Source organism: Massilia varians, from assembly GCF_027923905.1.
GTDB lineage: Bacteria > Pseudomonadota > Gammaproteobacteria > Burkholderiales > Burkholderiaceae_D > Telluria > Telluria varians_B.
Window position 1 is genome coordinate 363,532 of record NZ_AP026966.1, and the last position, 25,052, is coordinate 388,583.

Annotated in this window: 16 protein-coding genes and 3 pseudogenes; 11 read left to right on the top strand and 8 right to left on the bottom strand. The window is 61.6% G+C overall.

The genetic code is table 11. The features are described 5' to 3' along the window. The first annotated feature begins 51 nt into the window (after positions 1–51). The 3 genes from MasN3_RS01735 to MasN3_RS01745 are packed head-to-tail and all read left to right on the top strand — an operon-like array spanning position 52 to position 3,066. Positions 52–519 carry a DUF2721 domain-containing protein gene (locus tag MasN3_RS01735; protein ID WP_281911753.1) on the top strand — a complete coding sequence of 156 codons (468 nt, stop codon included), beginning with the start codon at positions 52–54 and terminating at the stop codon, positions 517–519. A gap of 7 nt (positions 520–526) precedes the next feature. Continuing rightward, positions 527–979, top strand: coding sequence for a hypothetical protein (locus MasN3_RS01740; protein WP_281911755.1), 453 nt, complete (start codon positions 527–529; stop codon positions 977–979). A 53-nt stretch (positions 980–1,032) separates the two neighbouring features. Continuing rightward, positions 1,033–3,066 carry an NADPH-dependent 2,4-dienoyl-CoA reductase gene (locus MasN3_RS01745; RefSeq protein ID WP_281911758.1) on the top strand — a complete coding sequence of 678 codons (2,034 nt, stop codon included), beginning with the start codon at positions 1,033–1,035 and terminating at the stop codon, positions 3,064–3,066. Positions 3,067–3,185: 119 nt separating this feature from the next. Here the strand turns inward: MasN3_RS01745 and MasN3_RS01750 are convergent, their stop codons facing one another. Both MasN3_RS01750 and MasN3_RS01755 read right to left on the bottom strand, forming a co-directional pair. Next, positions 3,186–4,307: a beta-ketoacyl-ACP synthase III gene (locus MasN3_RS01750; protein ID WP_281911761.1), complete on the bottom strand. Its 1,122-nt coding sequence runs from the start codon at positions 4,305–4,307 to the stop codon at positions 3,186–3,188. 113 nt (positions 4,308–4,420) lie between these two features. Further along, the gene (locus MasN3_RS01755) at positions 4,421–5,848 is read right to left on the bottom strand and encodes a S41 family peptidase (RefSeq protein WP_281911763.1); all 1,428 of its coding nucleotides are present in this window, start codon (positions 5,846–5,848) and stop codon (positions 4,421–4,423) included. A gap of 595 nt (positions 5,849–6,443) precedes the next feature. On the opposite strand from MasN3_RS01755, the gene MasN3_RS01760 reads away from it, so the two are divergent. The 3 genes and pseudogenes from MasN3_RS01760 (at position 6,444) to MasN3_RS01770 (ending at position 11,941) form a co-directional block, all read left to right on the top strand. Next, the gene (locus tag MasN3_RS01760; protein WP_281911765.1) at positions 6,444–8,525 is read left to right on the top strand and encodes a M13 family metallopeptidase; all 2,082 of its coding nucleotides are present in this window, start codon (positions 6,444–6,446) and stop codon (positions 8,523–8,525) included. Positions 8,526–8,610: 85 nt separating this feature from the next. After that, a complete protein-coding gene (locus MasN3_RS01765; protein ID WP_281911766.1) occupies positions 8,611–10,671 on the top strand; it encodes a M13 family metallopeptidase in 2,061 nt (686 codons plus the stop codon). A 277-nt stretch (positions 10,672–10,948) separates the two neighbouring features. After that, positions 10,949–11,941 (top strand): annotated as a pseudogene (locus MasN3_RS01770) (IS3 family transposase). 14 nt (positions 11,942–11,955) lie between these two features. Here the strand turns inward: MasN3_RS01770 and MasN3_RS01775 are convergent. Together MasN3_RS01775 and MasN3_RS01780 are read right to left on the bottom strand one after the other, a co-directional pair. Next, on the bottom strand, positions 11,956–12,687 hold the full coding sequence (locus MasN3_RS01775) for an IS3 family transposase (RefSeq protein ID WP_281914606.1): 732 nt from the start codon (positions 12,685–12,687) through the stop codon (positions 11,956–11,958). An 11-nt stretch (positions 12,688–12,698) separates the two neighbouring features. Further along, positions 12,699–13,058: a transposase gene (locus MasN3_RS01780; RefSeq protein WP_281911769.1), complete on the bottom strand. Its 360-nt coding sequence runs from the start codon at positions 13,056–13,058 to the stop codon at positions 12,699–12,701. Between the two features lie 59 nt (positions 13,059–13,117). On the opposite strand from MasN3_RS01780, the pseudogene MasN3_RS01785 reads away from it, so the two are divergent. The 3 genes and pseudogenes from MasN3_RS01785 to MasN3_RS01795 all read left to right on the top strand — a co-directional run. Next, positions 13,118–13,645, top strand: a pseudogene (locus MasN3_RS01785) (ISL3 family transposase); the annotation flags it as partial. A gap of 118 nt (positions 13,646–13,763) precedes the next feature. Next, positions 13,764–14,765, top strand: coding sequence for a glycosyltransferase (locus MasN3_RS01790; protein WP_281911771.1), 1,002 nt, complete (start codon positions 13,764–13,766; stop codon positions 14,763–14,765). An 8-nt stretch (positions 14,766–14,773) separates the two neighbouring features. Continuing rightward, on the top strand, positions 14,774–16,222 hold the full coding sequence (locus MasN3_RS01795; RefSeq protein WP_281911772.1) for an oligosaccharide flippase family protein: 1,449 nt from the start codon (positions 14,774–14,776) through the stop codon (positions 16,220–16,222). Positions 16,223–16,241: 19 nt separating this feature from the next. Here MasN3_RS01795 and MasN3_RS01800 read toward each other — a convergent pair whose 3' ends face one another. From MasN3_RS01800 to MasN3_RS01810, 3 genes are all read right to left on the bottom strand, one after another. Beyond that, on the bottom strand, positions 16,242–17,297 hold the full coding sequence (locus tag MasN3_RS01800) for an acyltransferase family protein (RefSeq protein WP_281911774.1): 1,056 nt from the start codon (positions 17,295–17,297) through the stop codon (positions 16,242–16,244). Further along, positions 17,294–18,616, bottom strand: a complete 1,323-nt coding sequence (locus MasN3_RS01805) for a putative O-glycosylation ligase, exosortase A system-associated (RefSeq protein WP_281911775.1) — start codon at positions 18,614–18,616, stop codon at positions 17,294–17,296. Before MasN3_RS01805 ends, MasN3_RS01800 begins: the two co-directional genes overlap by 4 nt. A gap of 69 nt (positions 18,617–18,685) precedes the next feature. Then, positions 18,686–18,856, bottom strand: a complete 171-nt coding sequence (locus MasN3_RS01810) for a hypothetical protein (protein WP_281911777.1) — start codon at positions 18,854–18,856, stop codon at positions 18,686–18,688. 714 nt (positions 18,857–19,570) lie between these two features. Between MasN3_RS01810 and MasN3_RS01815 the strand changes: the two are divergent. Then, positions 19,571–20,321: pseudogene (locus tag MasN3_RS01815) on the top strand (ISL3 family transposase); the annotation flags it as partial. Positions 20,322–20,383: 62 nt separating this feature from the next. Here MasN3_RS01815 and MasN3_RS01820 read toward each other — a convergent pair. Further along, entirely contained in the window at positions 20,384–23,245 is a 2,862-nt protein-coding gene (locus MasN3_RS01820) for a hypothetical protein (RefSeq protein WP_281911778.1), read from the bottom strand. A gap of 374 nt (positions 23,246–23,619) precedes the next feature. Here MasN3_RS01820 and MasN3_RS01825 point away from each other — a divergent pair, with 374 nt between their 5' ends. Beyond that, complete coding sequence (locus MasN3_RS01825) at positions 23,620–25,044, top strand: right-handed parallel beta-helix repeat-containing protein (protein ID WP_281911779.1); 1,425 nt, start codon at positions 23,620–23,622, stop codon at positions 25,042–25,044. The last annotated feature ends 8 nt before the right edge of the window (positions 25,045–25,052 follow it).

Here is a 25,052-nt window from a genome sequence, read left to right on the forward strand (position 1 = left end):
TGGCTGTTACACTATGAGGCAAACCTAGAATAACGAACACGAAGCATTCCCATGAATCTCCAGCTTAGCGACATCGGCCACGTCATCCAGTTGGCGATCGCCCCGGTATTCCTGCTGACTGGCGTGGCGACCAAGCTGACCGTGCTGACCAACCGGCTGGCGCGCATCATCGACCGCACCCGCGTGCTCGAAGACCGCCTGCGCAAGGGGCCGGACGCCGAATACTCGGCCGAGCTCGAGATCCTGTACGTCCGCTCGCACCTGGTCAACACGGCGATCGGCTCCAGCACCGCCTGCGGCCTCCTGATCTGCCTGGTGATCGCGATGCTGTTCCTGGGCGACACCATGAACATCCCGCTGGACCAGTACATTGCCGGCCTGTTCGTGCTTGCCATGATCGGCCTGATCAGCAGCTTCGTCTACTTCCTGCGCGAGGTCCTGATCGCTTCGCGCTTCATGCGCATGCAGCACACGCACTCGCTGCAGCAGCCGCACCAGCGCACCACCCTCAAAGATTGAACCGAACATGCACGACTACCAACGTCCCCCAACCCTGCACCGCTATGCGACGCGCACGGAACTCGAAGCCGCGCTGCGCGGCCAGTTCCGCCTGGTCCCCAGCGGTTTCTTCCTGACCGTGTCGTTCTCGACCGTGTGGGACAAGCGCCTGTTCGACGTGCTTGGCCCAGCCGACAGCTGCCTGGTGATCCACAACACCGAGCTGTTCGGCGAACGCCTGCACCGCGCGGTGCAGCGTACCTTGCCCGACTGGGCCGGCATCGACGGGCCGGTCGAGTACGGCGTGCGTTCGCGCCTGGGCGCGGCCTTCACCAAGGGCGCCGGCCAGGCCCTGGAAAAGGAATGGCAGTTCGCCTGGCGCTCGATGTCCCCGAACGCGATCCTGCGCCCGGTGACCGTCGACATCGGCAGCATCGAAAGCTTCGCCGAGCTGCGCGACCGCGAAAGCCATCTGGCCTGAGCGTCCCGCGCGTTTAGTAACACGCCTCCACGAAATCCCGGTGTAATGCCGGGATGACGCATTCCACTTATCCTCATCTCCTCGCGCCGCTCGACCTCGGTTTCACGACCCTGAAGAACCGCGTGATCATGGGCTCGATGCACACCGGGCTCGAAGACCGCTTCTACAACTACGGCAAGCTGGCCGCCTTCTACCGCGAGCGCGCCCGCGGCGGGGCCGGCCTGATCGTCACCGGCGGCATTTCGCCGAACCGCCAGGGCTGGCTGCTGCCTTTTGGGGGCACCCTCAATTTTCTCGGCGACGTGCTCAACCACCGGCGCGTCACCCGCGCCGTGCACGAAGAGGGCGGCAAGATCGTCCTGCAGATCCTGCACGCGGGCCGCTACGGCTACCAGCCCTTCGTGGTGTCCGCTTCCAGCCTGAAGTCGCCGATCTCGAAGTTCAAGCCAAAAGCGCTCGACGCCGCCGGCATCGAGTCCACCATCGCCGCCTACGCGCGCTGCGCCAGGCTGGCGAAGCTGGCCGGCTACGACGGCGTCGAGGTGATGGGCAGCGAAGGCTACCTGCTCAACCAGTTCCTGTGCGCGCGCACCAACAAGCGCACGGACGAGTGGGGCGGCCCGATCGAGAACCGCATGCGCCTGGCCGTGGAGGTGGTGCGCCGCATCCGCGCCGCGGTGGGCCCGGACTTCATCCTGATGGTCCGCCATTCGGTGCTCGACCTGGTCGAAGGCGGCAATACCTGGGACGAGGTGGTGGTGGTGGCCAAGGCCCTCGAAGCGGCCGGCGTCACGATCCTGAACACCGGCTACGGCTGGCACGAGGCGCGCGTGCCGACCATCGTCACCTCGGTGCCGCGCGCGGCCTTTGCCGAAGTGGCGGGGCGCCTGCGCAAGGAAGTGGGCATCCCGGTCGTGGCCTCGAACCGCATCAACATGCCGAATGACGCGGAAGCGCTGCTGGCGCAGGGCGAGGCCGACCTGGTATCGATGGCGCGGCCTTTTCTCGCCGACCCGGACTGGGTGACGAAGGCGGCCGGCGGGCGCGCCGACGAGATCAATACCTGCATCGCCTGCAACCAGGCCTGCCTCGACCATACCTTCTCCAACAAGCGCGCCAGCTGCCTGGTCAACCCGCGCGCCTGCCACGAGACCGAACTGGTGTTTCGCCGAAGCGCCAGGCCGCGCCGCATCGCCGTGGTCGGCGCCGGTCCGGCCGGCCTGTCGGCGGCTACCGTGGCGGCCGAGCGCGGGCACCGGGTGACGCTGTTCGATGCACTGGAGCGCATCGGGGGCCAGTTCAACGTCGCCATGCGGGTGCCGGGCAAGGAGGAGTTCGCGGAGACCATCCGCTACTTTGGGCGCAGGATCGAACTGCTCGGGATCGACCTGCAGCTGAACCGGCGCGTCAGCCGCGAAGAACTGCTGGCGGCGGGTTACGACGAGGTGATCGTCGCCACCGGCATCACCACGCGCAAGCCGAAGATCGAAGGCATCGACCACCCGAAGGTGCTGAGCTACCTCGACGTGCTGCGCGAGGGCAGGCCGGTGGGCCGGCGCGTGGCCATCATCGGCGCCGGCGGCATCGGTTTCGACATGGGCGAGTTCCTGGTGCACGATCCAGCCGTGCCGCTGCCGGTGCCGAAGGCGCACTGGATGGGGGAGTGGGGTGTCGATGCATCGTCTTCCACGCCGGGAGGCCTGGTGGCGCCCGTGAAACCGCATCCGCCGCGCGAAGTCTGGCTCCTGCAACGCAAGAGCACGCGTCCGGGCGCGGGGCTGGGCAAGACCTCGGGCTGGGTCCATCGCGCGACCCTGGTGCGCAACGGCGTGCAGATGCTGGCCGGGGTGCAGTACGAGCGCATCGACGATGCGGGCCTGCACATCACGGTCGGTGGCGAGCGCCGTCTGCTGGAGGTCGACAACGTGGTGATCTGCGCCGGACAGGAAAGCCTGGCCGAGCTGATGCCGGCGGCGCCTGTCCAGGGCGGGCCGCGCTTCCACAAGATCGGCGGGGCGGCGCTGGCGGCGGAGCTGGATGCGAAGCGGGCAATCAGGGAAGGGGCGGAGCTGGCCGCCAGATTGTAGTTGTAGGGTGGACGGCTATGCCGTCCGCGCGTTCAATTCAACGATGAAAACCAGAGCGCGTCCATTCACGAGCTGCTTGAACGCGCGGGCGGCGAAGCCGCCCACCCTACGAAAGGTGGTTACTTCTTGCGCACGACCACGCAGCCGATCGAGTAACCCGCCCCGAACGAGCAGATCACGCCATTCGCACCGGAGGGCAAATCATCCTGGTACTTGTGGAACGCAATGATCGACCCCGCCGACGAGGTGTTCGCATAGGTGTCGAGGATCACCGGCGCTTCGTTCGGCTCGGCATCGCGGCCCAGCAGGGTGCGGGTGATCAGGAGGTTCATGTTCAGGTTGGCCTGGTGCAGCCAGTAGCGCGACACGTCCTCGATCTTCAGGCCCGCATTCGTGACGGTGTCGGCGATCGTCTGGGCCGCCATCGGGCACACTTCCTTGAACACCTTGCGGCCCTGCTGGCGGAACAGCTTGTCCGGCGCGCCGATGCCGGCCTCGTCGAAGCGGTTCATGAAGCCGAAGTTGTTGCGGATGTTGTTCGAGAACTTGGTCTTGAGCTTGCTGTCCAGGATTTCCCACTGGTGGGCGCCCGTTGCGGTCTCCGCGCCTTCGACGATCACCGCGGTGCAGGCGTCGCCGAAGATGAAGTGGCTGTCGCGGTCGCGGAAGTTCAGGTGGCCGCTGGTGATTTCCGGGTTCAGCATCAGGACGGCGCGCGCGCGGCCGCTGCGCACGGCATCGACCGCGGTCTGGATGCCGAAAGTGGCCGAGGAGCAGGCCACGTTCATGTCGAAGCCGAAGCCCTCGATGCCGAGCGCGTCCTGCACTTCGACCGCCATGGCCGGGTAGGGACGCTGCATGTTCGAGCAGGCCACCAGCACCATGTCGATATCGGATGCCTGCTTGCCGGCGCGGTCCAGCGCCTCGCGTGCGGCGGCCACGCACATCTCGGCCTGCAGCGAGACCTGGTCGTCGGCGCGTTCCGAGATGCGGGCGGTCATGTGGGCCGGATCGAGGATGCCTTCCTTCTCCATCACGTAGCGCGACTTGATGCCCGAGGCTTTTTCGATGAAGGCGCTGCTCGAGGGCTCGAGCGCGGTGGTTTCGCCGGCGGCGATGGCGGCGGCGTGTTCCTGGTTGTACAGCTCGACGTAAGCGTTGTATGCCGTCACCAGCTCGTCGTTGGAGATGGAATAGGGCGGCGTAAACAGGCCGGTGCCGCTGATCACGACAGGTTTCATGTGGGGGACTTTCAAGGAAATAACGGGAGTTGCCCGCGAGATGCGCCGATTCTACACCCTCGGACCGGACCTGGGAATTGTCGAAAACGACAGTTTAGAGAGGTAAACCTAGCTCAGCGCGCGTGCTGCGCCAGCGTCGTGCCGCTTGACCCCGCACGCTTGGACAGCTGCACCTTCTCGCCCTTGAGATGACGCAGGGCCTGGGCCAGCTGGAAGTCGTCGGCGCTGCCGTAGTCGAGCGGCTTGCGCGCGCGCGCCTCGGCCCACAGGCGCATCTGCTCCTCGATGTCTTCCTGGCGGGTCGCGGCTTCGTTCTCGCGGTCGTTGGACAGGTGCCGTTCGAGATCGGCTTCGCGCATGCGCAGCGCATTGAAGCCGTCGCCGTCGAGCGTTTCGTCGACCGGCAGGTCGGGGACGATGCCGCGCGCCTGGATCGAGCGTCCGGCCGGGGTGTAGTAGCGCGCCGTGGTCAGCTTGACGGCGGCGTCGCGGCCGATCGGTCGGATGGTCTGCACCGAACCCTTGCCGAAGGTCTGGCTGCCCAGGATGGTGGCGCGCTTGTAGTCCTGCAGTGCGCCGGCCACGATCTCGGATGCCGAGGCCGAGCCGGTATTGACCAGCACCACCATCGGCAGCTTCTTGAAGGCCGGCGGCAGGCTGGCCAGCGGATCGGCGCCGCTGCGCAGCATGTAGAACTCGGGGCGGCCGTAGAAGCGCTGGCGCTGTTCAAGCAGCTGGCCATGCGTCGAGACGATCTCGGCATCCTTGGGCAGGAAGGCCGCGGCCACGCCGATCGCGCCCTGCAGCAGGCCGCCGGGGTCGTTGCGCAGGTCGAGCACCAGGCCCTTCATGTCGGGATTGTCGCGGTACAGGGCCTGCAGCCTGGCCGCCATGTCGTCCACGGTGGGCTCCTGGAACTGGGCGATGCGCAGCCAGGCGTAGCCCGGCTCCACCATTTTCGCCTTGACGCTCTTCTGGACGATTTCGCCGCGCACGATGGTGAAGCGCAGCGGCGCGGCGCTGGACTTGCGCGCGACCGTCAGGGTGACCCGGGTGCCCGGCTCGCCGCGCATGCGCTTGATCGCCTCGTCGATCGGCAGGCCCTGCACCGGCTGGCCGTCGATCTGGGTAATCAGGTCGCCCTCCTTGATGCCTGCGTGCCAGGCGGGAGAATCCTCGATCGGGGCGACGATTTCCACGAAACCGTCCTCGCTTTCGGAAATCTCGATCCCCAGGCCGACGAAGCGGCCCTCGGTGCCTTCGCGCAGCTCGCGGTAGGCGCGCGGGTCGAGGTAGGCCGAGTGCGGGTCGAGCGAGGCCACCATGCCGGAAATCGCTTGCGACAGCAGGGCCTTGTCCTCGACCGGCTCGACGTAGGTGGATTTGATGACGCCGTAGACGTCGGCCAGCTGGCGCAGCTCGGCCAGGGGCATGCCGGCGTCAACTGGTTTCTGGGCCAGCGCGGAAAACTGCATGGTCACCGCGACCCCGGCGATGGCGCCCAGGCCGACGAGACAGGAATTCTTGAAAGTGGAGCCCATGGTTCACCCAATGTGAGCGCTGCGGCCGGGATTGCACATGAGGTAGCGCATGCCCAGTATAAACCCGAACGCCGGGGGCCCGCTGCGAAGCAGGCCAAACCACATGCAAGCAAGCTAAAACCTTAGGGAAACGTTAAGACCTTGTTACGGATTGTCCAGCTTGGTAAGCAATTGTAAGAGTCAAAGCGGACGTAGGGGAGGGGACCTATAGTCAATCTCAGTTTTTCTCTCTCTCCACTTTTTGAAGTGGTCTTTGCCCGCGGCTCCTCCGCGGGCTTTTTTATGCCCGTTTCCCGGCCCGGTTCCGGAATTGTACATTCCCAAGAGTAAGGCGCCGCCGAGGCAGCGAGGGTTGTTGTGACGTACCAACACATGCATATACGATATCCCCCCGTCCGCATGTATCGAAAAGTAAAAAAGCCCTGCAGGCCCTTTCTGCCCCTTGCCCACCCGCTAGAATGCTTGTAGCCCTACCGTCGAGGACGGCGGGTGAGACGGCCCACAGGTAAACGCTGCGGGCGCACAACGATGAGACCGGCCACGAGCCGGCCGCTTTTTCCCAACCCCAGTTTTCCAAGCAATCGAGGACCATTCCGTGAAGCGAATCCTTCTGAGCACCCTGACGCTGTCCCTGGCGGCAGCCTTTGCCAATGCGGCCGACAAGCCGGCCGGCGCCCCGGCCGCCGCCACCGCAGCAAACGCCAAGGCGGTCGCCGCGCCGATCTCGGGCATCGACACCCAATACATCGACACCAGCGTGCGCCCGCAGGACGACTTCTTCACCTACCTGAACGGCAAGTGGCTGAAAGAGACCGAGATCCCGAGCGACAAGGCAAGCTGGGGCACCTTCATGAAGCTGCGCGACGACACCTCGCCGCAGATCAAGGCCATCATCGAGGCCGCGCAGGCCGACAAGTCGGCCAAGGCCGGCTCGGAAACCCAGAAGATCGGCGACCTGTACGCCAGCTACATGGATGAAGCGCGCCGCGAAGCGCTGGGCACCAAGCCCCTGGCCGGCGAGCTGCAGAAGATCCGCACCCTGAAGGACAAGAAGGGCCTGCCGAACCTGGTGGCCCACCTGGCGAAGATCGGCGTGTCGACCCCGTACGGCATCTACGTCAGCCAGGACATGCGTAACTCGACCGAACACGTCGTGTACATCTCGCAGAGCGGTCTGGGTATGCCGGACCGCGACTACTACCTGAAGCAGGACGACGCCAAGCTGGCCGAAGTGCGCACCAAGTACCTGGCGCACGTCGAGAAGACCCTGGCGCTGGCCGGCGAGAAGGATGCCGCGGCCCAGGCCAAGGCCATCGTCGATTTCGAAACCGAGCTGGCCAAGGTGCAGTGGACCCGCGTCGAGAATCGCGACCCGGTCAAGCGCTACAACAAGATGAGCGTGGCCGAGCTGGGCAAACTGGCGCCGGGCTACGACTGGAAGGCGGCGCTGGGCGCATCCGGCATCGGCAACAAGGTCGACACCATCATCGTCAACCAGCCGAGCTACTTCCAGGGCCTGAACGAGGTGCTGGCCAAGACCGACCTGTCGACCCTGAAATCCTACTTCGAATGGCAGCTGCTGCGTGAATTCTCGCCGCTGCTGTCGAAAGCCTTCGTCGAGCAGAGCTTCTCCTTCTATGGCACCGCGCTGTCGGGCGTGACCGAGCAGGCGCCGCTGTGGAAGCGCGGCGTCGGCATGGTCGAGGGCTCGCTGGGCGAAGCCGTCGGCAAGCTGTACGTGAAGGAACACTTCCCGGCCGAGCGCAAGGCGCGCATGGAAGAGCTGGTAAGGAACCTGATCGTCGCCTACGGCCAGTCGATCGACAACCTCGAGTGGATGAGCCCGGACACCAAGAAGGAAGCCCGCGCCAAGCTGGCCAAGTTCACCCCGAAGATCGGCTACCCGGACAAGTGGCGCGACTACTCGAAGCTGAGCATCAAGCGTGACGACCTGGTCGGCAACGCGATGCGCACCGCGACCTTCCGCTACAACTACCAGCTGAACAAGCTGGGCAAGCCGGTCGACCGCACCGAGTGGGGCATGACGCCGCAGACCGTCAACGCCTACTACCGCAGCACGACCAACGAGATCGTGTTCCCGGCCGCGATCCTGCAGCCGCCGTTCTTCGACATGCGCGCCGACGACGCGGTCAACTACGGCGCGATCGGCGCCGTGATCGGCCACGAGATCGGCCACGGCTTCGACGACAAGGGCAGCCAGTCGGATGGCGACGGCAACCTGCGCAACTGGTGGACCGAGTCGGACAAGGCCGCCTTCAAGGCCCGCACCGACAAGCTGGTCAAGCAGTTCAACGGCTTCTCGCCGCTGCCGGGCTATAACGTCAACGGCGAACTGACCCTGGGCGAGAACATCGGCGACAACGCCGGCCTGTCGATCGCCTACAACGCCTACAAGCTGTCGCTGCACGGCAAGCCGGCCCCGGTCATCGACGGCCTGACCGGCGACCAGCGCTTCTTCATGGGCTTCGGCCAGGTGTGGCGTTCGAAGATGCGCGAAGCGCAGCAGATCAACCAGGTCAAGACCGACCCGCACTCGCCGGGCCAGTTCCGCGCCAACGGCACCGTGATGAACATGCCGGAGTTCTACGAGGCCTTCAACGTCAAGCCGGGCGACAAGATGTACCTGGCGCCGGAAGACCGCGTGATCATCTGGTAATCGGCAGGAAGTAGACAAGAACGGGTCGGCGCACGCCGGCCCGTTTGTCCTTTACGAGAGAACAAAGATAAAACGGAGAGATTGAATGAAACGACACATCCTGAGCGCCGCAGCGCTCATCCTGATGGCCTCGGTGGCCAATGCCGAATCCGCCGAGAGCGCCGCTGGCGGCGCCAAGGGCAAAACCCTGTCGGCCGGCATCGCGCTCGAATACGTCGAGCCGGCCGTGCGCGCGCAGGACGACTTCTTCCAGCACCTGAACGGCAAGTGGCTGAAAACTGTCGAGATCCCCGCCGACAAGTCGAGCTGGGGCGCCTTCTACAAGCTGCACGACGACACCCAGCCGCAGCTGCGCGCAATCATCGAGAAGTCGGCAGCCGTCAAGAACACCCAGGCAGGCTCGGAAGTGCAGCTGATCGGCGACTTCTTCGCCAGCTACATGGACGAAGCGCGCCTGGAAAAGCTGGGCATCGCCCCGCTCAAGGGCGAGCTGGACAAGATCGCCGCGATCAAGGACAAGGCCGAACTGCCGGCGACCTTCGCGCGCCTGGGCCGCCTCGGCGTCACCGTACCCTTCGGCTTCTACATCCACCAGGATGCCAAGGATTCGACCAAGTACGTGGCCGACCTGTACCAGGGAGGCCTGGGCATGCCGGACCGCGACTACTACCTGAAGCTTGATGATGCCAAGCTGGCCGACACCCGCGCCAAGTACCAGCAGCACGTCGAGAAGATGCTGGCGCTGTCGGGCGACAAGAACGCGGCCGTGAACGCCAAGGCCATCGTCGACCTGGAAACCGAGTTGGCGCGTGTGCAGTGGACCAAGGTCGAGAACCGCGATCCGATCAAGACCTACAACAAGGTGGAACTGACCAAGCTGGCCGAAATCGCGCCGGGCTATGACTGGAACGCCTGGCTGGACGCCGCCGGCATCGGGGGCAAGACCGACTACGTCATTGTCAGCCAGCCGAGCTACCTGAAGGGCATGGCCGAGATCGTGAACCGCATGCCGCTCGAGACCTGGAAGGTCTACCTGCAGCAGCACCTGGTCAACGGCTACGCCAGCTATCTCTCCAAAGCATTCGTGGACCAGCGTTTCGCCTTCCATGGCACGGTCCTGTCGGGCGCACCGAAGCTGGAACCGCGCTGGAAGCGGGGCGTGTCGACCGTCGAGGGTGCGCTGGGCGACGCCGTGGGCAAGCTGTACGTGAAGGAGCACTTCCCGGCCGAGCGCAAGGCGCGCATGGAGGCCCTGGTGAAGAACCTGCTGGAAGCCTACCGCCAGTCGATCGACACCCTGGACTGGATGAGCCCCGCCACCAAGAAGGAAGCCCAGGCCAAGCTGGCCAAGTTCAACCCGAAGATCGGCTACCCGAACAAGTGGAAGGATTACGCGTCGCTCAGCGTCAAGCGCGATGATCTGGTCGGCAACGTGATGCGTTCGCGCGAAGTGGAGTACAACCGCGAGCTGAACAAGCTCGGCAAGCCGATCGACCGCGACGAATGGATGATGACGCCGCAGACCGTCAACGCCTACTACAACCCGGAACTGAACGAGATCGTGTTCCCGGCGGCGATCCTGCAGCCGCCGTTCTTCGATATGAATGCCGACGACGCGGTGAACTACGGCGCCATCGGCGCGGTGATCGGCCACGAGATCAGCCACGGCTTCGACGACCAGGGTTCGCAGTACGACGGCGACGGCAACATGCGCAACTGGTGGACCGAGGAAGACGGCAAGCGCTTCGCCGAAAAGACCAAGGTCCTGATCCAGCAGTACGCTTCCTACAGCCCGCTGCCGGGCTATCACGTCAACGGCGAGCTGACCCTGGGCGAGAACATCGGCGACAACTCGGGCCTGGCGATCGCCTACAAGGCCTACAAGCTGTCCCTGAAGGGCAAGAAGGCCCCGGTGATCAAGGGCCTGTCGGGCGACCAGCGCTTCTACATGGGCTGGGGCCAGGTGTGGCGCGCGAAGATGCGCGAGCCGGCCCAGATCAACCAGGTCAAGACCGACCCACACTCGCCGGCGCAGTTCCGCGCCAACGGCACGCTGAAGAACCAGCCGGGCTTCTACGACGCCTTCGGCGTGAAGGAAGGGGACAAGATGTATCTGGCGCCGAAGGACCGCGTGATTATCTGGTAATACACGTTCGACGAGCGGCTGCGGTCGCGTCGTCGGAAAAGCAAAGGACCGCGCGCGCGGTAATGCCGTTCAGTTAAGCCTGAACGGCATTTTTATTTTGTTGTTGTAAACGCCGCGCATCACTGTTAACCTTCGTCGCCATGTTTGACACCCCTCCCTAAGGGCCGTTCCCATGCCGATCGGCGTCTTTAACATCGCCTCCGGACAGGGAAGCAATGAGGTACTCTGATTTTTTCGGACACTCTTGTTTGGTAAAAGTTCACCAACAGGAGCCTTTATGAAGACATTGAAGAAGACGTACAACCCGGAACTCAAGGAAGAAGCCGTGAAGCTGGTGCTGGCACAGGGCATGTCCATTGAGCAGGCGGCGGCACGCGTCAGTATCAAAAGGAACGCTGGCTAATTGGGTAGCAGCAGCCAAACGCGGGCCGGCCGCAACAGCAGCACCTGGAAGTCGCTCGGTGGCCGAGTTGGAAGCGGAGAACGCGAAGCTGCGCAGGCAGCTGGTCCAGGCAGAGATGGAGCGGGACATCGTAAAAAAAGCGGCGGCGTACTTTGCGCAGGAGTCGCTGCCAAATCCGCGTGGATAAGACGATGCGACTCGACTTTCCTGACTATTCTGTGAAGCTGATGTGCCAGGTATTGGACGTCTCGCACAGCGGCTACTACGACTCGCTGCGGGCCAAGCCATTCACACGCAGGCATGAAGACGCTCGGTTGAAAATCCTGATCACGGCAGTGCATCGGCAGACCCGGGAGACCTACGGGGTGCCGCGGATAAAGCGCGAGCTTGCTTCGCAGGGCCATGAGGTTGGTCGCGACCGTGTTCGCCGGTTGCGGCAAGAGCTTAATCTGCGCTGCAAGCAGCGGCGCAAATTCATCGCCACGACGAACTCGAATCACAACCTTCCCGTCGCTGAAAATCTGTTGGAACAGCGGTTCGCACCAAACCGGGCTGATCTACCATTCGGACCGTGGAAGCGAATACTGTGCCCATGCCTGCCAGGCGCTGGTAGCGCAGTTCGGAATGCGCGCGTCAATGTCGCACCGAGGGAAATGCTATGACAACGCGCCGATGGAGAGCTTTTGGGGAACGCTGAAGAATGAGCTTGTCCATCATCGCCGCTATGCCACCCGTGAGGAGGCGAAGGCCTCGATTCAGGAATACATCGAAATTTTCTACAACCGACAGCGGCGCCATTCCCGCATCGGCGTTGTTCCGCCAGCGCTGTTCGCCGAGTCCTTCAGCGAACAGCTACAGGCGGCTTAAGACAAGCGTGTCCGTTATTGACAGTACACCTCACTGTCGTGCATGACCTCGTTCTTCAGGCTCGAGAAAAAGCTCTCTGCAACAGCATTGTCGTGGCAATTTCCTTTGCGGCTCATGCTGGGTAGGACGCCATTGGCTTCCAGCAGTTTACGGTAGTCATGCGATCCGTAGACCGTGCCCTGGTCACTGTGGAAAATCAGGCCTGCATTGGGTTTTCGCTGTGCCAAGGCCATCTTCAATGCCGCCATCGGCAGTGTCGCCGCCTGCGTCGTATCCATTGACCAGCCTACGATGCGCCGCGCAAACAGGTCCAGCACAATGGCCAGATGAAGCCAGCCTTGTTTCGTACGCAGCGCCGTCATGTCGCCCACCCAAATCGTGTTGGGAGCGCTTACCTGAAAGCGTCGTTTAACCAGATCTGGCGCCGGCGGCTGCACACGTTCCATCGCTTGTATGACACGGAATCGCTTGATACGAGTTGTCTGGATATTCTCCAGCTTGCGCAGTCTTCTGACGCGGTGCTTGCCGCATTCGATGCCTTCTGCCCGTAGCAGATGCCACATCTTGACCGTTCCGGGAGCCCAGCGGTGCGCTGCGTTGATCCTGACAATGACAGCGCGCATGGCCAGGTCTTCCTGGCTACGCAAGCTCGGCCTGGCCTTCTTGGAAGCGTAGTACACGCTGCGGCTGATATCGAGCTCACGACATAGTGACTTGACCGGGAACTCACTGCGATGCTGGTCGATAAAGGCGTACTTTACTTCTTTAGGCGAGTTAAGTACGCATCGAACTTTTTTAGGATGGCCAACTCCTCCTGGGCGCGGGCCAGTTCGCGACGCAGTTGTCCGACCTCGCTTAGCTCACCCAGAGCCGGCCGCCCGGGAGAACGAAGTGGCTCTCCCGGCGCCGCCTCGTCAATCTTGGCCGCCCACTTGTAGAGCATATTGCGCCGGATCCCCAGCTCGACTGCCAGATCGGTAGCGTTCTGCCCCTCTTCACGCATTCTCGCGACCGCTTTGCGCTTGAACTCATCGGTGAACGTGGCGCGAGACTTGGGTGCCAATGCGGGTGAAGCGGGAACGATCTCCCGCTTTGACGGTAGCTGTTTCGTTTTCATGTTTATCCCTCCAGGGCTTATTGTCCCTTATTTGGATGTCCATGAAACACGGACCACCTCAAGTTGTCTACGACCTGTTTCACGTGGTGGCCCGCTTTGGCCGCGAAGTGGTTGACCGGGTGCGCGTTGACCAAGCCAATACCTTGCGTGCCGAACCAAAGGCTCGCCAAGTCATCAAACGTAGCCGCTGGCTGTTACTGCGCAACCGCGACAACCTCAAAGTCGAACAGGCCGTCAAGCTCGAGGAGCTCCTGGCTGCCAACCAGCCCCTGTCCATCGTCTACCTGCTCAAGACCGAGCTGAAAGAGATCTGGTATGCGCCATCGGTTCGGGAAGGTGCTCGCCGATGGAAGACTTGGCTCAGGCTTGCCTTGCAAAGCCAGATCGCGCCAGTAATCCAGTTTGCCAAGCGCTTGGCCAAATACCGGCGCGGCATCTTGGCTTCGGCCATCTATCCGATGAGCTCATCGATCCTGGAAGGCGTCAACAACCGCATCAAAGTCATCAAGCGCATGGCCTACTGATTTCGGGACGTATCCTACTTCTTCCAGAAAATCAAAAATGCGTTCCCCGGCAAAGCGCGATGAACCAAAATTTTGTAGAAAATTTTTTAATTGCGTGACGAGTTATTGTTGATCAGTTAATATGTTTCTGAAGTTCACACCGCAGTTTATAACACATGCTAGTGATGCGAGCACTCCGCCCATGTTCAAACTGAGCCTTATTATTCCCACGTACAACCGACCAGATCTGTTAAGTGTTGCCTTAGAGCACATTGCACAGGCGAGGGTGCCGGACGATATGGATCTCACCGTTATTGTGTCGGACAACAATTCGACACCCGATAACCAGAAGGCGAACAAGGCTGCTCTGTCAAAGTTTCCCGGCCTTAAGATGAAATATTTGCTGGCGCTCCAGCAAGGCCGCTCCGCAGCCCTGAATTTTTCCTTGGCCCATACCGCAGACGAGTATCTGGGCTTCATCGACGACGACGAAAAGCTCGATCCCAGCTGGTTCGAAGTTGCGGCGGCCTATATCCGCAAAGGCGAGATCGACTTCCTCGGCGGCCCGTACAAGCCGGACTGGCAGTCGCCGCCACCTTCCTGGTTGCCGATGCACGTGGGCGCCTACCGCGCTGTGCTGGGCTGGATCGAACAGAGCGATCGAGCGCAGCCTTTCAAGGAGTTCGGCGGCAGCATTTGCGGCGGTAATTGCATCGTGAAACGCAGCGCCCTGCTGGAAGCCGGCGGGTTCGCCACCGATATCGGCCGTTCCAAGGGCAACCTGATGGGCGGTGAAGACGACGAACTGCACCGCAACCTGATGCTGAAGGGCTTTCACGGGATTTATGATCCGGCCCTGGTTATCTACCACTTCATCCCCGAGTCGCGCATGACCCGTTCCTACCACATGCGCTGGTCTTTCTGGTCTGGCGCCAGCAATGGCGTGCGCCTCCAGTGGCTGCCGCCGGAACCGGTGCCGACTCTGTTTGGACTGCCACGCTACCGCTATAGCCGTGCCTTTGCCGGACTGCTGCGCTTCGCGCGCTTCCTGGTGTCGCGCGCACCGAACAGCGGCGCGCTCAGCTTCACTGGGCTGATGGACGCAATCTACCTGCTCGGCACCCTTTACGGGAAGCTCGTATTGTCAAGGCGTTGCGGCCGACGCCTGGTCGGCGCCGTAGTGTCGGCCACGCCCAACACCTAGATGGGACCATGAGTTCGATCCGTTCCAAAATCGCTGCCCAGTTTTTCGTCTCGAATGGCGCTACCGTCGCCAACTTCCTGCTTTCTCTCTACATTGCACGCCTGCTCGACTCGGCCGAGATCGGGATCTTCTCGATGGCGGCGGTGCTCGTCGCCTTCGCCCACGTGTTCCGTGACGCCGGCGTGGTTTCCTTCATCCGCAGCCAGAAGACACTCACCACCGAGTCCCTGCGCGCCGCCATGGGCGTGATGGTTTGCGCCTCATGGAGTTTCGCGGCGGTGGTCTACTTGGCGGCCCCGTTCGCCGCCGGCTACTACCGCCATGCGGGGGTCGAGGAGGTGATGCGGGTGCTGGCGGTCGGATTCCTGTTCATTCCGGTCGGCTCGGTTCCGCAGGCGGTGATGGCGCGTGAGCTTCAGGTCCGCGTGCCTGCCATCGCGACCGCCGTGTCGGTCCTGGCATATGCGACCACCTGCATCACGCTGGCCAAGCTGGGCTACAGCTATATGTCGTTTGCCTGGGCTAATCTGGTGAACATCATCGTGACTGGGACCACCTATGCGCTGTTGCAGCCGAAGAGCCTGCCGCGCCTGCCGTCCCTGCGCGGATGGCGCCAGGTCGTGCACTTCGGCGGCGGCACCATGCTGACCAATTCGGTCCGGTCGGCTGACGCAGCGCTGCCGGACCTGGTCATCGGCAGGCTCAGCGGCGCTCATTTCGTCGGCCTGTTCAGCCGCGCGAATTCCACCGTGAACATGCTGAACTATATCGCCGGACCGAGCATTAACTTCGCCACCTTGCCCTACCTGGCCAGGGTCCATCACAGCGGCGAGGACGTCTCGCACGAGGTCAAACGGATTGTGGCCTACTTGACCGGCGTGATGTGGCCGGCGCTGGCGGTGCTCGCCTTCATGCCGCGCGACATCATCCTGCTGCTCTACGGCCCGAAATGGCTGGAGTCGGCGCCAGTGATCCCGGCCCTGTGCATCTTGGCTGCGATCCAGATGTTGTTCTCGGTCCTGCAGCCGGCCTTTACCGCGATGGGGCGACCCTACCTGACTGCTTCGCCGCTGCTGGTCGCTATGCTGGCCAAGGTCGCCCTGGCGGTCGCGCTGTTCGACGGCAGCCTGCAGTCCTTCGCTACGGCCTTCGTGCTCGGCGAGATGCTGTCGGTGCCCGCCTACCTGCTGTTGGCCCGCAAGGCCATGGGCATCACCCCGACCCACTGGGTGTCGGCGACCTGGCGCAGCGCTGTCACGGTCGGCGCCATGCTCGGCGGCCTCTACCTGTTCTCGCCGGTGCTGTCTTCGGTCGCGTACCCGGCAGTGCGCCTGCTGCTAGTGGCGATGTACGTGCTGGTGGTATGGCCGGTCGTGCTCCTGCTGCTGCGCCATCCGCTGGCCGAGGAACTGCTGCGCGCCAAGAAGATACTGTCGGCCCGCCTGCTACGGGCCTGACACAGGAGGAAAGCGGCTGCTAGCGGGCCGACAGGCGCCGGAAGTAACGCTGGGACGGGGTATCCACAATGTGGTGCAGCAGCACCGACAGGATGAAGACCACCGCAAAGGACAGCCACAGGTAGAGCTGGTTGACGGCGTGGATGTCCGAGACGAAGGCGGCCTTGAACAGGTCGTAGACCAAGTAGTGCACCATGTAAGTCGAGTACGAGATCTCGCCGAGGTAGACTAGCGAGGGCCGCGAGAGCAGGGCGGTGATCCAGGAGGTGGTCACGCTCAGGAAGGCGATCAGGAGTGCGAATGCGGCCGGGATCAGGGCATAGTCGGGCAGTGGCGAGAAGACGTACAGGGTGCTCAGCACCACGAAGCCGGCCAGGGCCGCGCCGCTGCTGCGCTCTAGAAAGTCCCTGTGGTTGACGTACAGCGAACCGATGAAGACCCCCATCAGGAATTCCAGCATGGTCCGTACCAGCGCCATGCGCGGGATGTCCGAGCCCAGCGAGTGCAGACCGCCCAGCGAATAGATCAGGTGCAGCAGGAGCGCGACCAGCACGATGACGCCCAGGTGCGCGGCCACGCCGCCGCGCAGCTTGCGCAGGCTGTATGCCATCAGGGGGAAGAACAGGTAGACGAACCACTCCGAACTGATCGACCAGGACGGCACGTTCCACGTCAGGTCGGCGCCGACCCACATGTGGACCAAGAACATGCTCTGGATGAAAGCGCTCCAGGTATAGGTGGTCGGCGCCGTACCGCTGCTCGAGAAATGGGTGTACGCCAGAAACAGCAGCAGGTAACCGCCCAGCATTACGAAGTGCAGGGGGTAGATCCGGGCCAGGCGGTTCCAGTAGAACTTGCCGATGCTGTAGGGAGAGCCCGTAGACACGGCGGCATGGTAGCTCAGGAAGATCACGAACCCGCTGAGCAAGAAGAAAAGGTCGACGGCCAGGTAGCCGTGGGCGATGAGGTCCCTGAGCGGCCCTGAGACCGAATCGCCCATCAGGCCGAGCGAATGGTAGAACACTACCCACCAGGCGCAAATTCCCCGCAATCCTGCGAGTTGGTTGAGCTTCACGACTTCACACGTCCTTTTTCTTTGAGCTGTTCTCGTTCCACGCGGACAGAGTACTGGTCGATCGCTACCGTAAGACTCACGATGTAGAAGATGAACGGCTGGTAGGCGATACCGACGAAGGCGCCGCCGGCGAGGTACACGAAGATCGCGGTGGTAAGGGCATCTGCCAGTCCCGCCATCCAGGACATTCCTTCATGCTTGTGCCATTTTTTTTTCAGCAAATACAATTTCAGCAGTGATAACACGATGATCAGGAAATACATGGCGAAACCTGGAATGCCTTGTTCGCCCAGCACTTCGAAATAAATGCTGTGAAACGCCTTGCCGCCGCTGACGCCGTCAGGCATGTAGCGTATCGTGCCGTCCGCCAGAACGCCATCGATGCGATTGTGTATATAGGCGTCGAAGCCGCCTCCCAAAGGATTGCTGCCGACGAATTGCAGGGTCCACTCCCACACCTTGATCCTGCCGAGTGCGGAGGAATCCTCGTTATAGGTTTCGATGGTCGACATGCGTGCTCCCCAGGGCGTGTTCGACAGATCGATGTTCATTAGGATAATCGCGGCGATACCCAGGCCGGCAAACCACATCATCTTGCGCTGCGACTTGAGGATCGAGATCGCCACCAGCACGATCATCGCGATCACACCGGTGCGCGCGGAGGTGCCAACTACCGCCGCCACCGCGGTAATGATCACGCCGATGAAGAACAGGCGTGTCAGGCGCGTCTGCGGGAACAGGATGGAATACCGCATGATGAACAATATCAGAGGGATTAGCATCACCGATACCACAGCCAGCGTACTGCTTTCCGCCAGGCCGGTATTACCAGATCCCATGATCGCCAGCACGCCGTAACCACCACCGCCGCGCATGGCCTTCACGCCGGCCGAGAAGAAGATGGTCGCGGCCGAGAAGATGAAGACCAGGATAAAGGCTTCGATCTGGACACGGGACCGGAAGATGAACGGAAAAATCACTGCGAAGATCACCACCTTTGAGGCCCAGTCCCATTTGGTCCAGGCTCTGACGGGAAAATCGGACATGGATGTGGTGAACGTCATCCAAAGGCCGAACAGCGTTAGCAAAAGGAGGATAAACGTGAAGCGAGGCGGTTGCTTGCGGTCTGCTAGCGTAAACAGGCCGATCGACGCGATGGCGGCGATAAAGGACAGCGGCTGTCCGGTCAGGATCGCATAGGCCAATTGCTGGGGCTTGACGATATCGACCCAGACAAAACCAAGTGCCGCGGCGAATGCCGCTGAAAACCCCATGAAGAGCAGGCTGCCGAAGACAGCCGTCAGGAATAGACTTTGCATACGTATCGGTGCGTTGCACAACAGTAACCGGAACGCAGGGATTCCGGACAGGAGACTGCTGGGCGATGCTTACTTTCGGATGCCCTTCCTAGATTTTTTCTGCTCTTTAAGTTGCAGTGCCTGCAGCTGCTGATCGCTATCGGCGGAAAACCAGGGAAGCACTTTGTCGAGCTTGACCGCTCGAAAAACCGTGTAGACGATGGCCGAGCTGAAGATGAGTATCGCGATGTTGTCAATCATTGGTGCCTTTTAACAGCTATTTTGCCTGCGCCAGAATGCGCAATGCTTGCCTGAATGAAGGATATCACGTGAAGTCGGGCAACACGGTTATAAGCCTAGCAAAAAATTACATTTTTACTACGAAAGTTATTGCTACGTTCGTAGGACGCTTTTGGTATTGCTAAAAGCGGTTTTGACGTCGAATATCGGTGCGGGCGGGCTCAGGTGCAATAGGGACAGCGGCGCGTGCCGGCGCCGCTCTGGCGAGGCAATGCAATGATCCGGCCCAGTTCGGCCGTCGGGTGCAAGGCTGCGAGGGCCTGCAGGCGCTGGGGAGTTGGACGCCAGCAACTGGGCGAACCATTTCTTGAAACGAGGTGCGCGTCTCAGCAGTTCAAGTCGCATCCATATGCAGGTCTGACTGCGCGCCCCCAAAAAAGGTTCTTCGCGAGGGGAATGGGGGAAGACGGGATTGACGAACTGAGCAGGGAGTGGTGGTGGAAGTCTGATGTTGGTAGATTGATAGTCGCCAAAAAAATAAATATATCAAACCACCGCCATGCTCCATGCTATGCCCTCTCTCCCGTTTTGGGAAGGCCATATTGTCGACTCCGTCCAGGAACAAGAGGACGGTTCCCTGCTGATCGTTCTGGAAACCTGCCCGGCAAGCGATGCGCTGTGTGGGGTATGCCACCAGCCCTGCGCCTTGGTGCATGAGCGCCGACGGCGCAAGGCGTACAGCGCCTTGTCATGGACGAGTTCGCCCTGCACAAAGGGCATCGGTATGCCACTGTCGCCTTGGATGCTGAGCGAATGCGGGTGCTGTGGGTTGGAGAAGGAAACAGCCGGGAAGCGATCCGGCCATTCTTAGAGATGCTGGGAGATGAAGGTTGCCGGCGTTGCCATGGACATTAATACGGCAATGGATCTCGAAGTTCGCCAGCAGTGTCTAAACGCGGAAGTTGTCTACGACCTGTTTCACGTGGTGGCCCGCTTTGGCCGCGAAGTGGTTGACCGGGTGCGCGTTGACCAAGCCAATACCTTGCGTGCCGAACCAAAGGCTCGCCAAGTCATCAAACGTAGCCGCTGGCTGTTACTGCGCAACCGCGACAACCTCAAAGTCGAACAGGCCGTCAAGCTCGAGGAGCTCCTGGCTGCCAACCAGCCCCTGTCCATCGTCTACCTGCTCAAGACCGAGCTGAAAGAGATCTGGTATGCGCCATCGGTTCGGGAAGGTGCTCGCCGATGGAAGACTTGGCTCAGGCTTGCCTTGCAAAGCCAGATCGCGCCAGTAATCCAGTTTGCCAAGCGCTTGGCCAAATACCGGCGCGGCATCTTGGCTTCGGCCATCTATCCGATGAGCTCATCGATCCTGGAAGGCGTCAACAACCGCATCAAAGTCATCAAGCGCATGGCCTACTGATTTCGGGACGCATCCTACTTCTTCCAGAAAATCAAGAATGCGTTCCCCGGCAAAGCGCGATGAACCAAAAAAAAGCGGAAGTCCTAGGACTTCCGCTTTCATGTCATTGAAAGGTCAGAGCACGATCAACGCGGGATTACAGCGTAGTTCGGTTCCTCTGAAAAGTCTGGCTTGTACTGAAGGGCAGTGTACTGCGCCCATGCTTTCGCGCCGTTCGCGTTGGCACCCACTGCGTAGGCCAGGGCCGGCTGCATGATGCCTTGCTGTCCGATCGGTGACAGGGTACCGACCATCTCACCGACACGGACACCCAGAGCCGATGCAAGTTGCGAGCTGCCGCAAGCCATTGCACTGGTCGTCGGGTTGCTGGCCTGGTAGGCTTGGCCGATCGTTGTATAGAACGGCGCGCTGCTGCTGTCGCGAACCTTCAGGCTGTAGGCCGGGGCCTGGACCCAGCAATAGCCGCTCCCGATCATGCGTTCCACCACAAACTTCGATTTCCATGCCAGGAAGGGCTGGGCATTGGTGAAACCGAGTTCCACCATGCGGCCGATTGCCGACGTCAGGAAGTCATCCTGCCAAGGTGCCACGCCGGTGTTGCCGTCATACTCGACGGCATAGCCGTTGGTCACGATACCCAGCTTGTTGGTAGCAGCATTTTTGGTGTAGGTAGCGTTGTAGTAATCGATGTTGTTGTTCACCAGTGCCGTCAGGGCTGCCTTCTGCGGATCGTTATCCGGGGTAATGAAGGCAGCTTCCGCCATCGTACGCAAGGTCCATGCTTGACCGCGCACCTGATTATCCATCACCAAGCCCTTGCCCGCGCCGCGGTATTGCGGTGCGATCTGAAAGCTGTTGAAGCTGGCCCAGAACTGCAGTTCCTCCAGGTGATAGTAGTCACCAGTCAGGAGGTAAGGCACGTAGGAGAACGCCGGCTGGTGCGGGGTATCGGCGGTCAACGGCGTGCTGCACAGCGTATCGGGGCAAGCAGGCAGCAGTTCGCTCTTGCCGGTTGCAGGGTTGATCGAACCGCTCTCATAACGGGCCAGGTAAGGATACGAGGCCAGGGTCACCGGACGGCCGGTGTTCTTGTCGCGATAGTGTGCGGACCACGAACCGGCTGCTTCCGACATGCCCAATGCGACATCTTTCATGCGCTGGTCCATGCTCAGCAGGTACAGCGCGTTCCAGGTCGGCATCAGCCCGATGTCATTGCGTGCACCGGTCATCGGCATGTAGGCGGCGCCCAGGGCTGGTTGCATCGGGCCGACTTTCGCCGTGCTCCAGCGTGACTTCCACGATGCCAAGGTGGTTTCCCGGATAGCCAGCGACTGGTTGTAGTTCGGCACTGCCTTGCTTGCAATCAAGTACTTGGTGTTGTGACGCACGTTCAGCGCTTGCGCCTTGCCCCACCAGAAAATCTTGCGCCAGCGGGCGTGGTGGTAATGGGTCAGCGCGGCTTGCGAGAAGACCGATTGGCCGCCGACCGTCACCTGCGCATCGTAGGTAAAGTTCTGAGGGGCGGCCTGGAAGACCCAGCCGTTCTCGACGGTGACGTCAACGCGGGCGCTGTTGGTGCCAGTGTAGTGACGGATGGCGAATTGAGCCATGAGGTGCGGATGCTCGACGCCCGACGAGGTCTTCAGCGGAGCCTGCACCACCCATTCATTGGCCAGCGAACCCGACAGCCAAGTCGTGTACTTGCCCGTCTTCAGCAGCTCATCGGCCGAGGCTTTGTACTGGACGCCGCCGATGGTGGCAGTAAAGGCTGCGGTGAAGCCGCTGTTCAGCAGCGATGCCGGAGTTGCCGGGGCCGTTGTTGCGGTGGCGGTCGCCTTGACCAGGCTGATGTTTTCCGATGCGTTCGCCGCGCTGCTCGAGAGCTGGGCGGTGATTACGGCGTGGCGCAGCGAGCCGTCGGCATGGCGTGCCTTGACGTCGACCTGCAGCGGCACCGAAGCGCCGGCGGCGTTGCTGCCGACCAGGGTCTCGCCGTTGCGCACATCGCCTTGCAGGAAAGTCTGGCCAAAGGTAGCGGCCGCATTGGCTTGGGTGGTAGCCGTAGCGTTGGTTAACTGGACCGTCGTGATGGCGCCACCGGTCGGCGCCGGAACCGGATTAGTCGACGTCGGGTTGCTCGGGGCCGGAGCCGGCTCTAGGGTCGGAGTCGGAGTCGGGGTCGGAGTCGGAGTCGGAGTGACGGTGGTGGTGCCGACGCTGCAGGACTTGCCATAGTTTGGCGCCGGATCGCCGAACACGGCGTTCGTGCAGGCAACCGAACCGGTCACGGTCTTGGTGAAGAATTTGTCCGCGGTGCCGTAGCGCACGGTGGCGGTGCCGCTGACCGCGCAGGTGCCGCCTTCGGTGGCGCACACGGTCCAGGACGACGGGGGCGTTGGCGAAGTTGTCGGTGCGGTCGGTGCCGTTGCCGTGACCGTGCCGACGCTGCAGGACTTGCCATAATTTGGCGCCGGATCGCCGAACACGGCGTTCGAGCAGGTGATCGGACCGGTTAGGGTCTTGATGACGTATTTGGTATCGGTACCGTAGCGTACCTGGGCCGTGCCGCTGAATGCGCACTGGCCGTCCTCCTTGGCGCACACGCTCCAGGTAGTGGGTGAAGTCGTCGTAGTCAGGGTGGTTTCAACCGGGACGACGCCGATACTGCAGGTCTTGCCATAATTTGGCGCCGGATCGCCGAACACGGTGTTCGAGCAGGCGACCGGACCGGTCACGCTCTTGGTGACGAATTTGTCCGCGGTACCGTAGCGCACGATGGCGGTGCCACTGAACGCGCAGGTGCCGCCTTCGGTGGCGCATTTGGTCCACGATTCGGGAGTGTAAGTGGTCGATGCTAGGCTGGTGGCACCCATCGTGCCGATTGAGATTGCTGGCGTTTCAAGCGCCGCATCATTGCCGCCGCCGCATGCCGACAAGCTGAGGCAAACGGCTGCAGCCAGGAGGGGAGAACTGTACGAATTTCGCATATCTGAGCTGTCCTAAATATTTACGGCAGGAAATAGTGCCGCACGGATAGACTCAGATTACTCCTGGAAACTTAATGAAAGTAGGAAAAATTCTAAATTGACACTGAAAAAAATTCAAAAAATGCGCAGATACAACAAAATATTGTTGTTAAAATTATCCTTATTGTCAATTTGCATGCATTTTTTTTATAGTTTTCGATGTTTTGTAACAACATTGTGACGACCGTCACAGACGAATGCCTTGTGGCATAATCTTTTGACTTTCTGGCTCCCAAGAACACATGCGGCGCCTTCATTCTCTATCTAGGCTCAACATGCGAAAACAAGCTGGTGTTTCCAGCAGCTCCACATCTCCACGCCGTGGAAGCAGGCGCGTGTGGCTGTCGCTTGGGCTGGCGAGTCTCGGACTGGCTGCAGTGGCTGGAAGCGTCGTCCTGTATTACCTGGACCATGCCGGTATCACGCCGCGTTCCTTGGGGCCGTATGTGGAGCGTCGCAGCGATGGCCACAACCCGCTGATAGAATCAATCGGCGCATACGCCCGACAATGGCTGGTGTATGTGGATCGCGGCAATCCGCCGCTGCGCAGCGAGTTCTGGAGCGGCAAAGTTGGCATGCAGACGTCGGGTCACCTTGTTCCTGTTCCGCCTGAGGGGCAGGAAGTCCTGATCGCGGACAGTGCTGGCCTGTTGCGTGCCATCGCCGAGGCACTGCCGGGCCAAGTCATTACGCTGCTGCCCGGCCGCTACCGCTTCGATTACCGGATCCTGGCGGCGCGTCCCGGCCAGGCGGATGCACCGATCGTAGTGCGGGCTCAAACGCCCGGCAGCGTCCACCTGGACATGAATACGCATGAAGGCTTCAAGGTATCGGCGCCCTACTGGCGCTTTGAAAACCTGTCCATGCAAGGGAAGTGCACGGACGCGCCGTGCGAGCATGCATTCCATGTCGTGGGCAATGCCCATCACTTTGCTGCGGTCAATAACTTGATTGTCGACTACAACGCGCATGTGAAGATCAACGGAGAGGCTGGACAGCACCCCGATCATGGTCTGCTTGAATGGAATACGCTGCGCAACAATACGATCAGGGCGACACACAAGCCTGTCACGCCGATCGATGTGGTCACGGCGAGCCACTGGATCGTCCGTCGCAACCTGATCAGCGACTTCATCAAGGGCGATGGTGACCGGATCAGCTACGGCGCCTTCTTTAAAGGTGCCGGTAGCAATAACCTTATGGAACAAAACCTTGTGCTGTGCGAAGACCGGCTGCGCGGTGCGCCAGGCCAGCGTGTCGGCCTGTCGCTGGGAGGGGGCGGTACCGAAAAGATGTTCTGCCGCGACGGCGGCAAATGTATCACCGAGCAGACCGACAGCACTCTGCGCGCCAACCTGATTGCATCGTGTTCGGATGACGGCATTTACCTGAACTCCGCTGCGCGCAGCAAACTGATTCACAACACGCTCATCGACACCGGCGGCATCGCGGTACGCTTCCCGAGCAGCAGCGCCACGATCGACGGCAACCTGGTGGATGGCATCGTTCGCAGCCGCGACGGCGGCATCCTGCACATGGGGGATAACCACTATTCGTCGGCGGCACGGCTGTATACCGGAAGCCATCCGCAGCGTGCGTTGTTCCGTGATCCGCTCGGCTTCGATTTCCGCTGGCGCGAGCCGGCCGAACGCCGCCTGATGCGCGGAGAAACCGTGCCCGACCTGTGTGGTCCGGTGCGTGCTGAAAGGCCGCGCTACGGGGCTTTCGACGACTTCAGCGGCTGTATGCGCTCACTCTGACCGGTGGC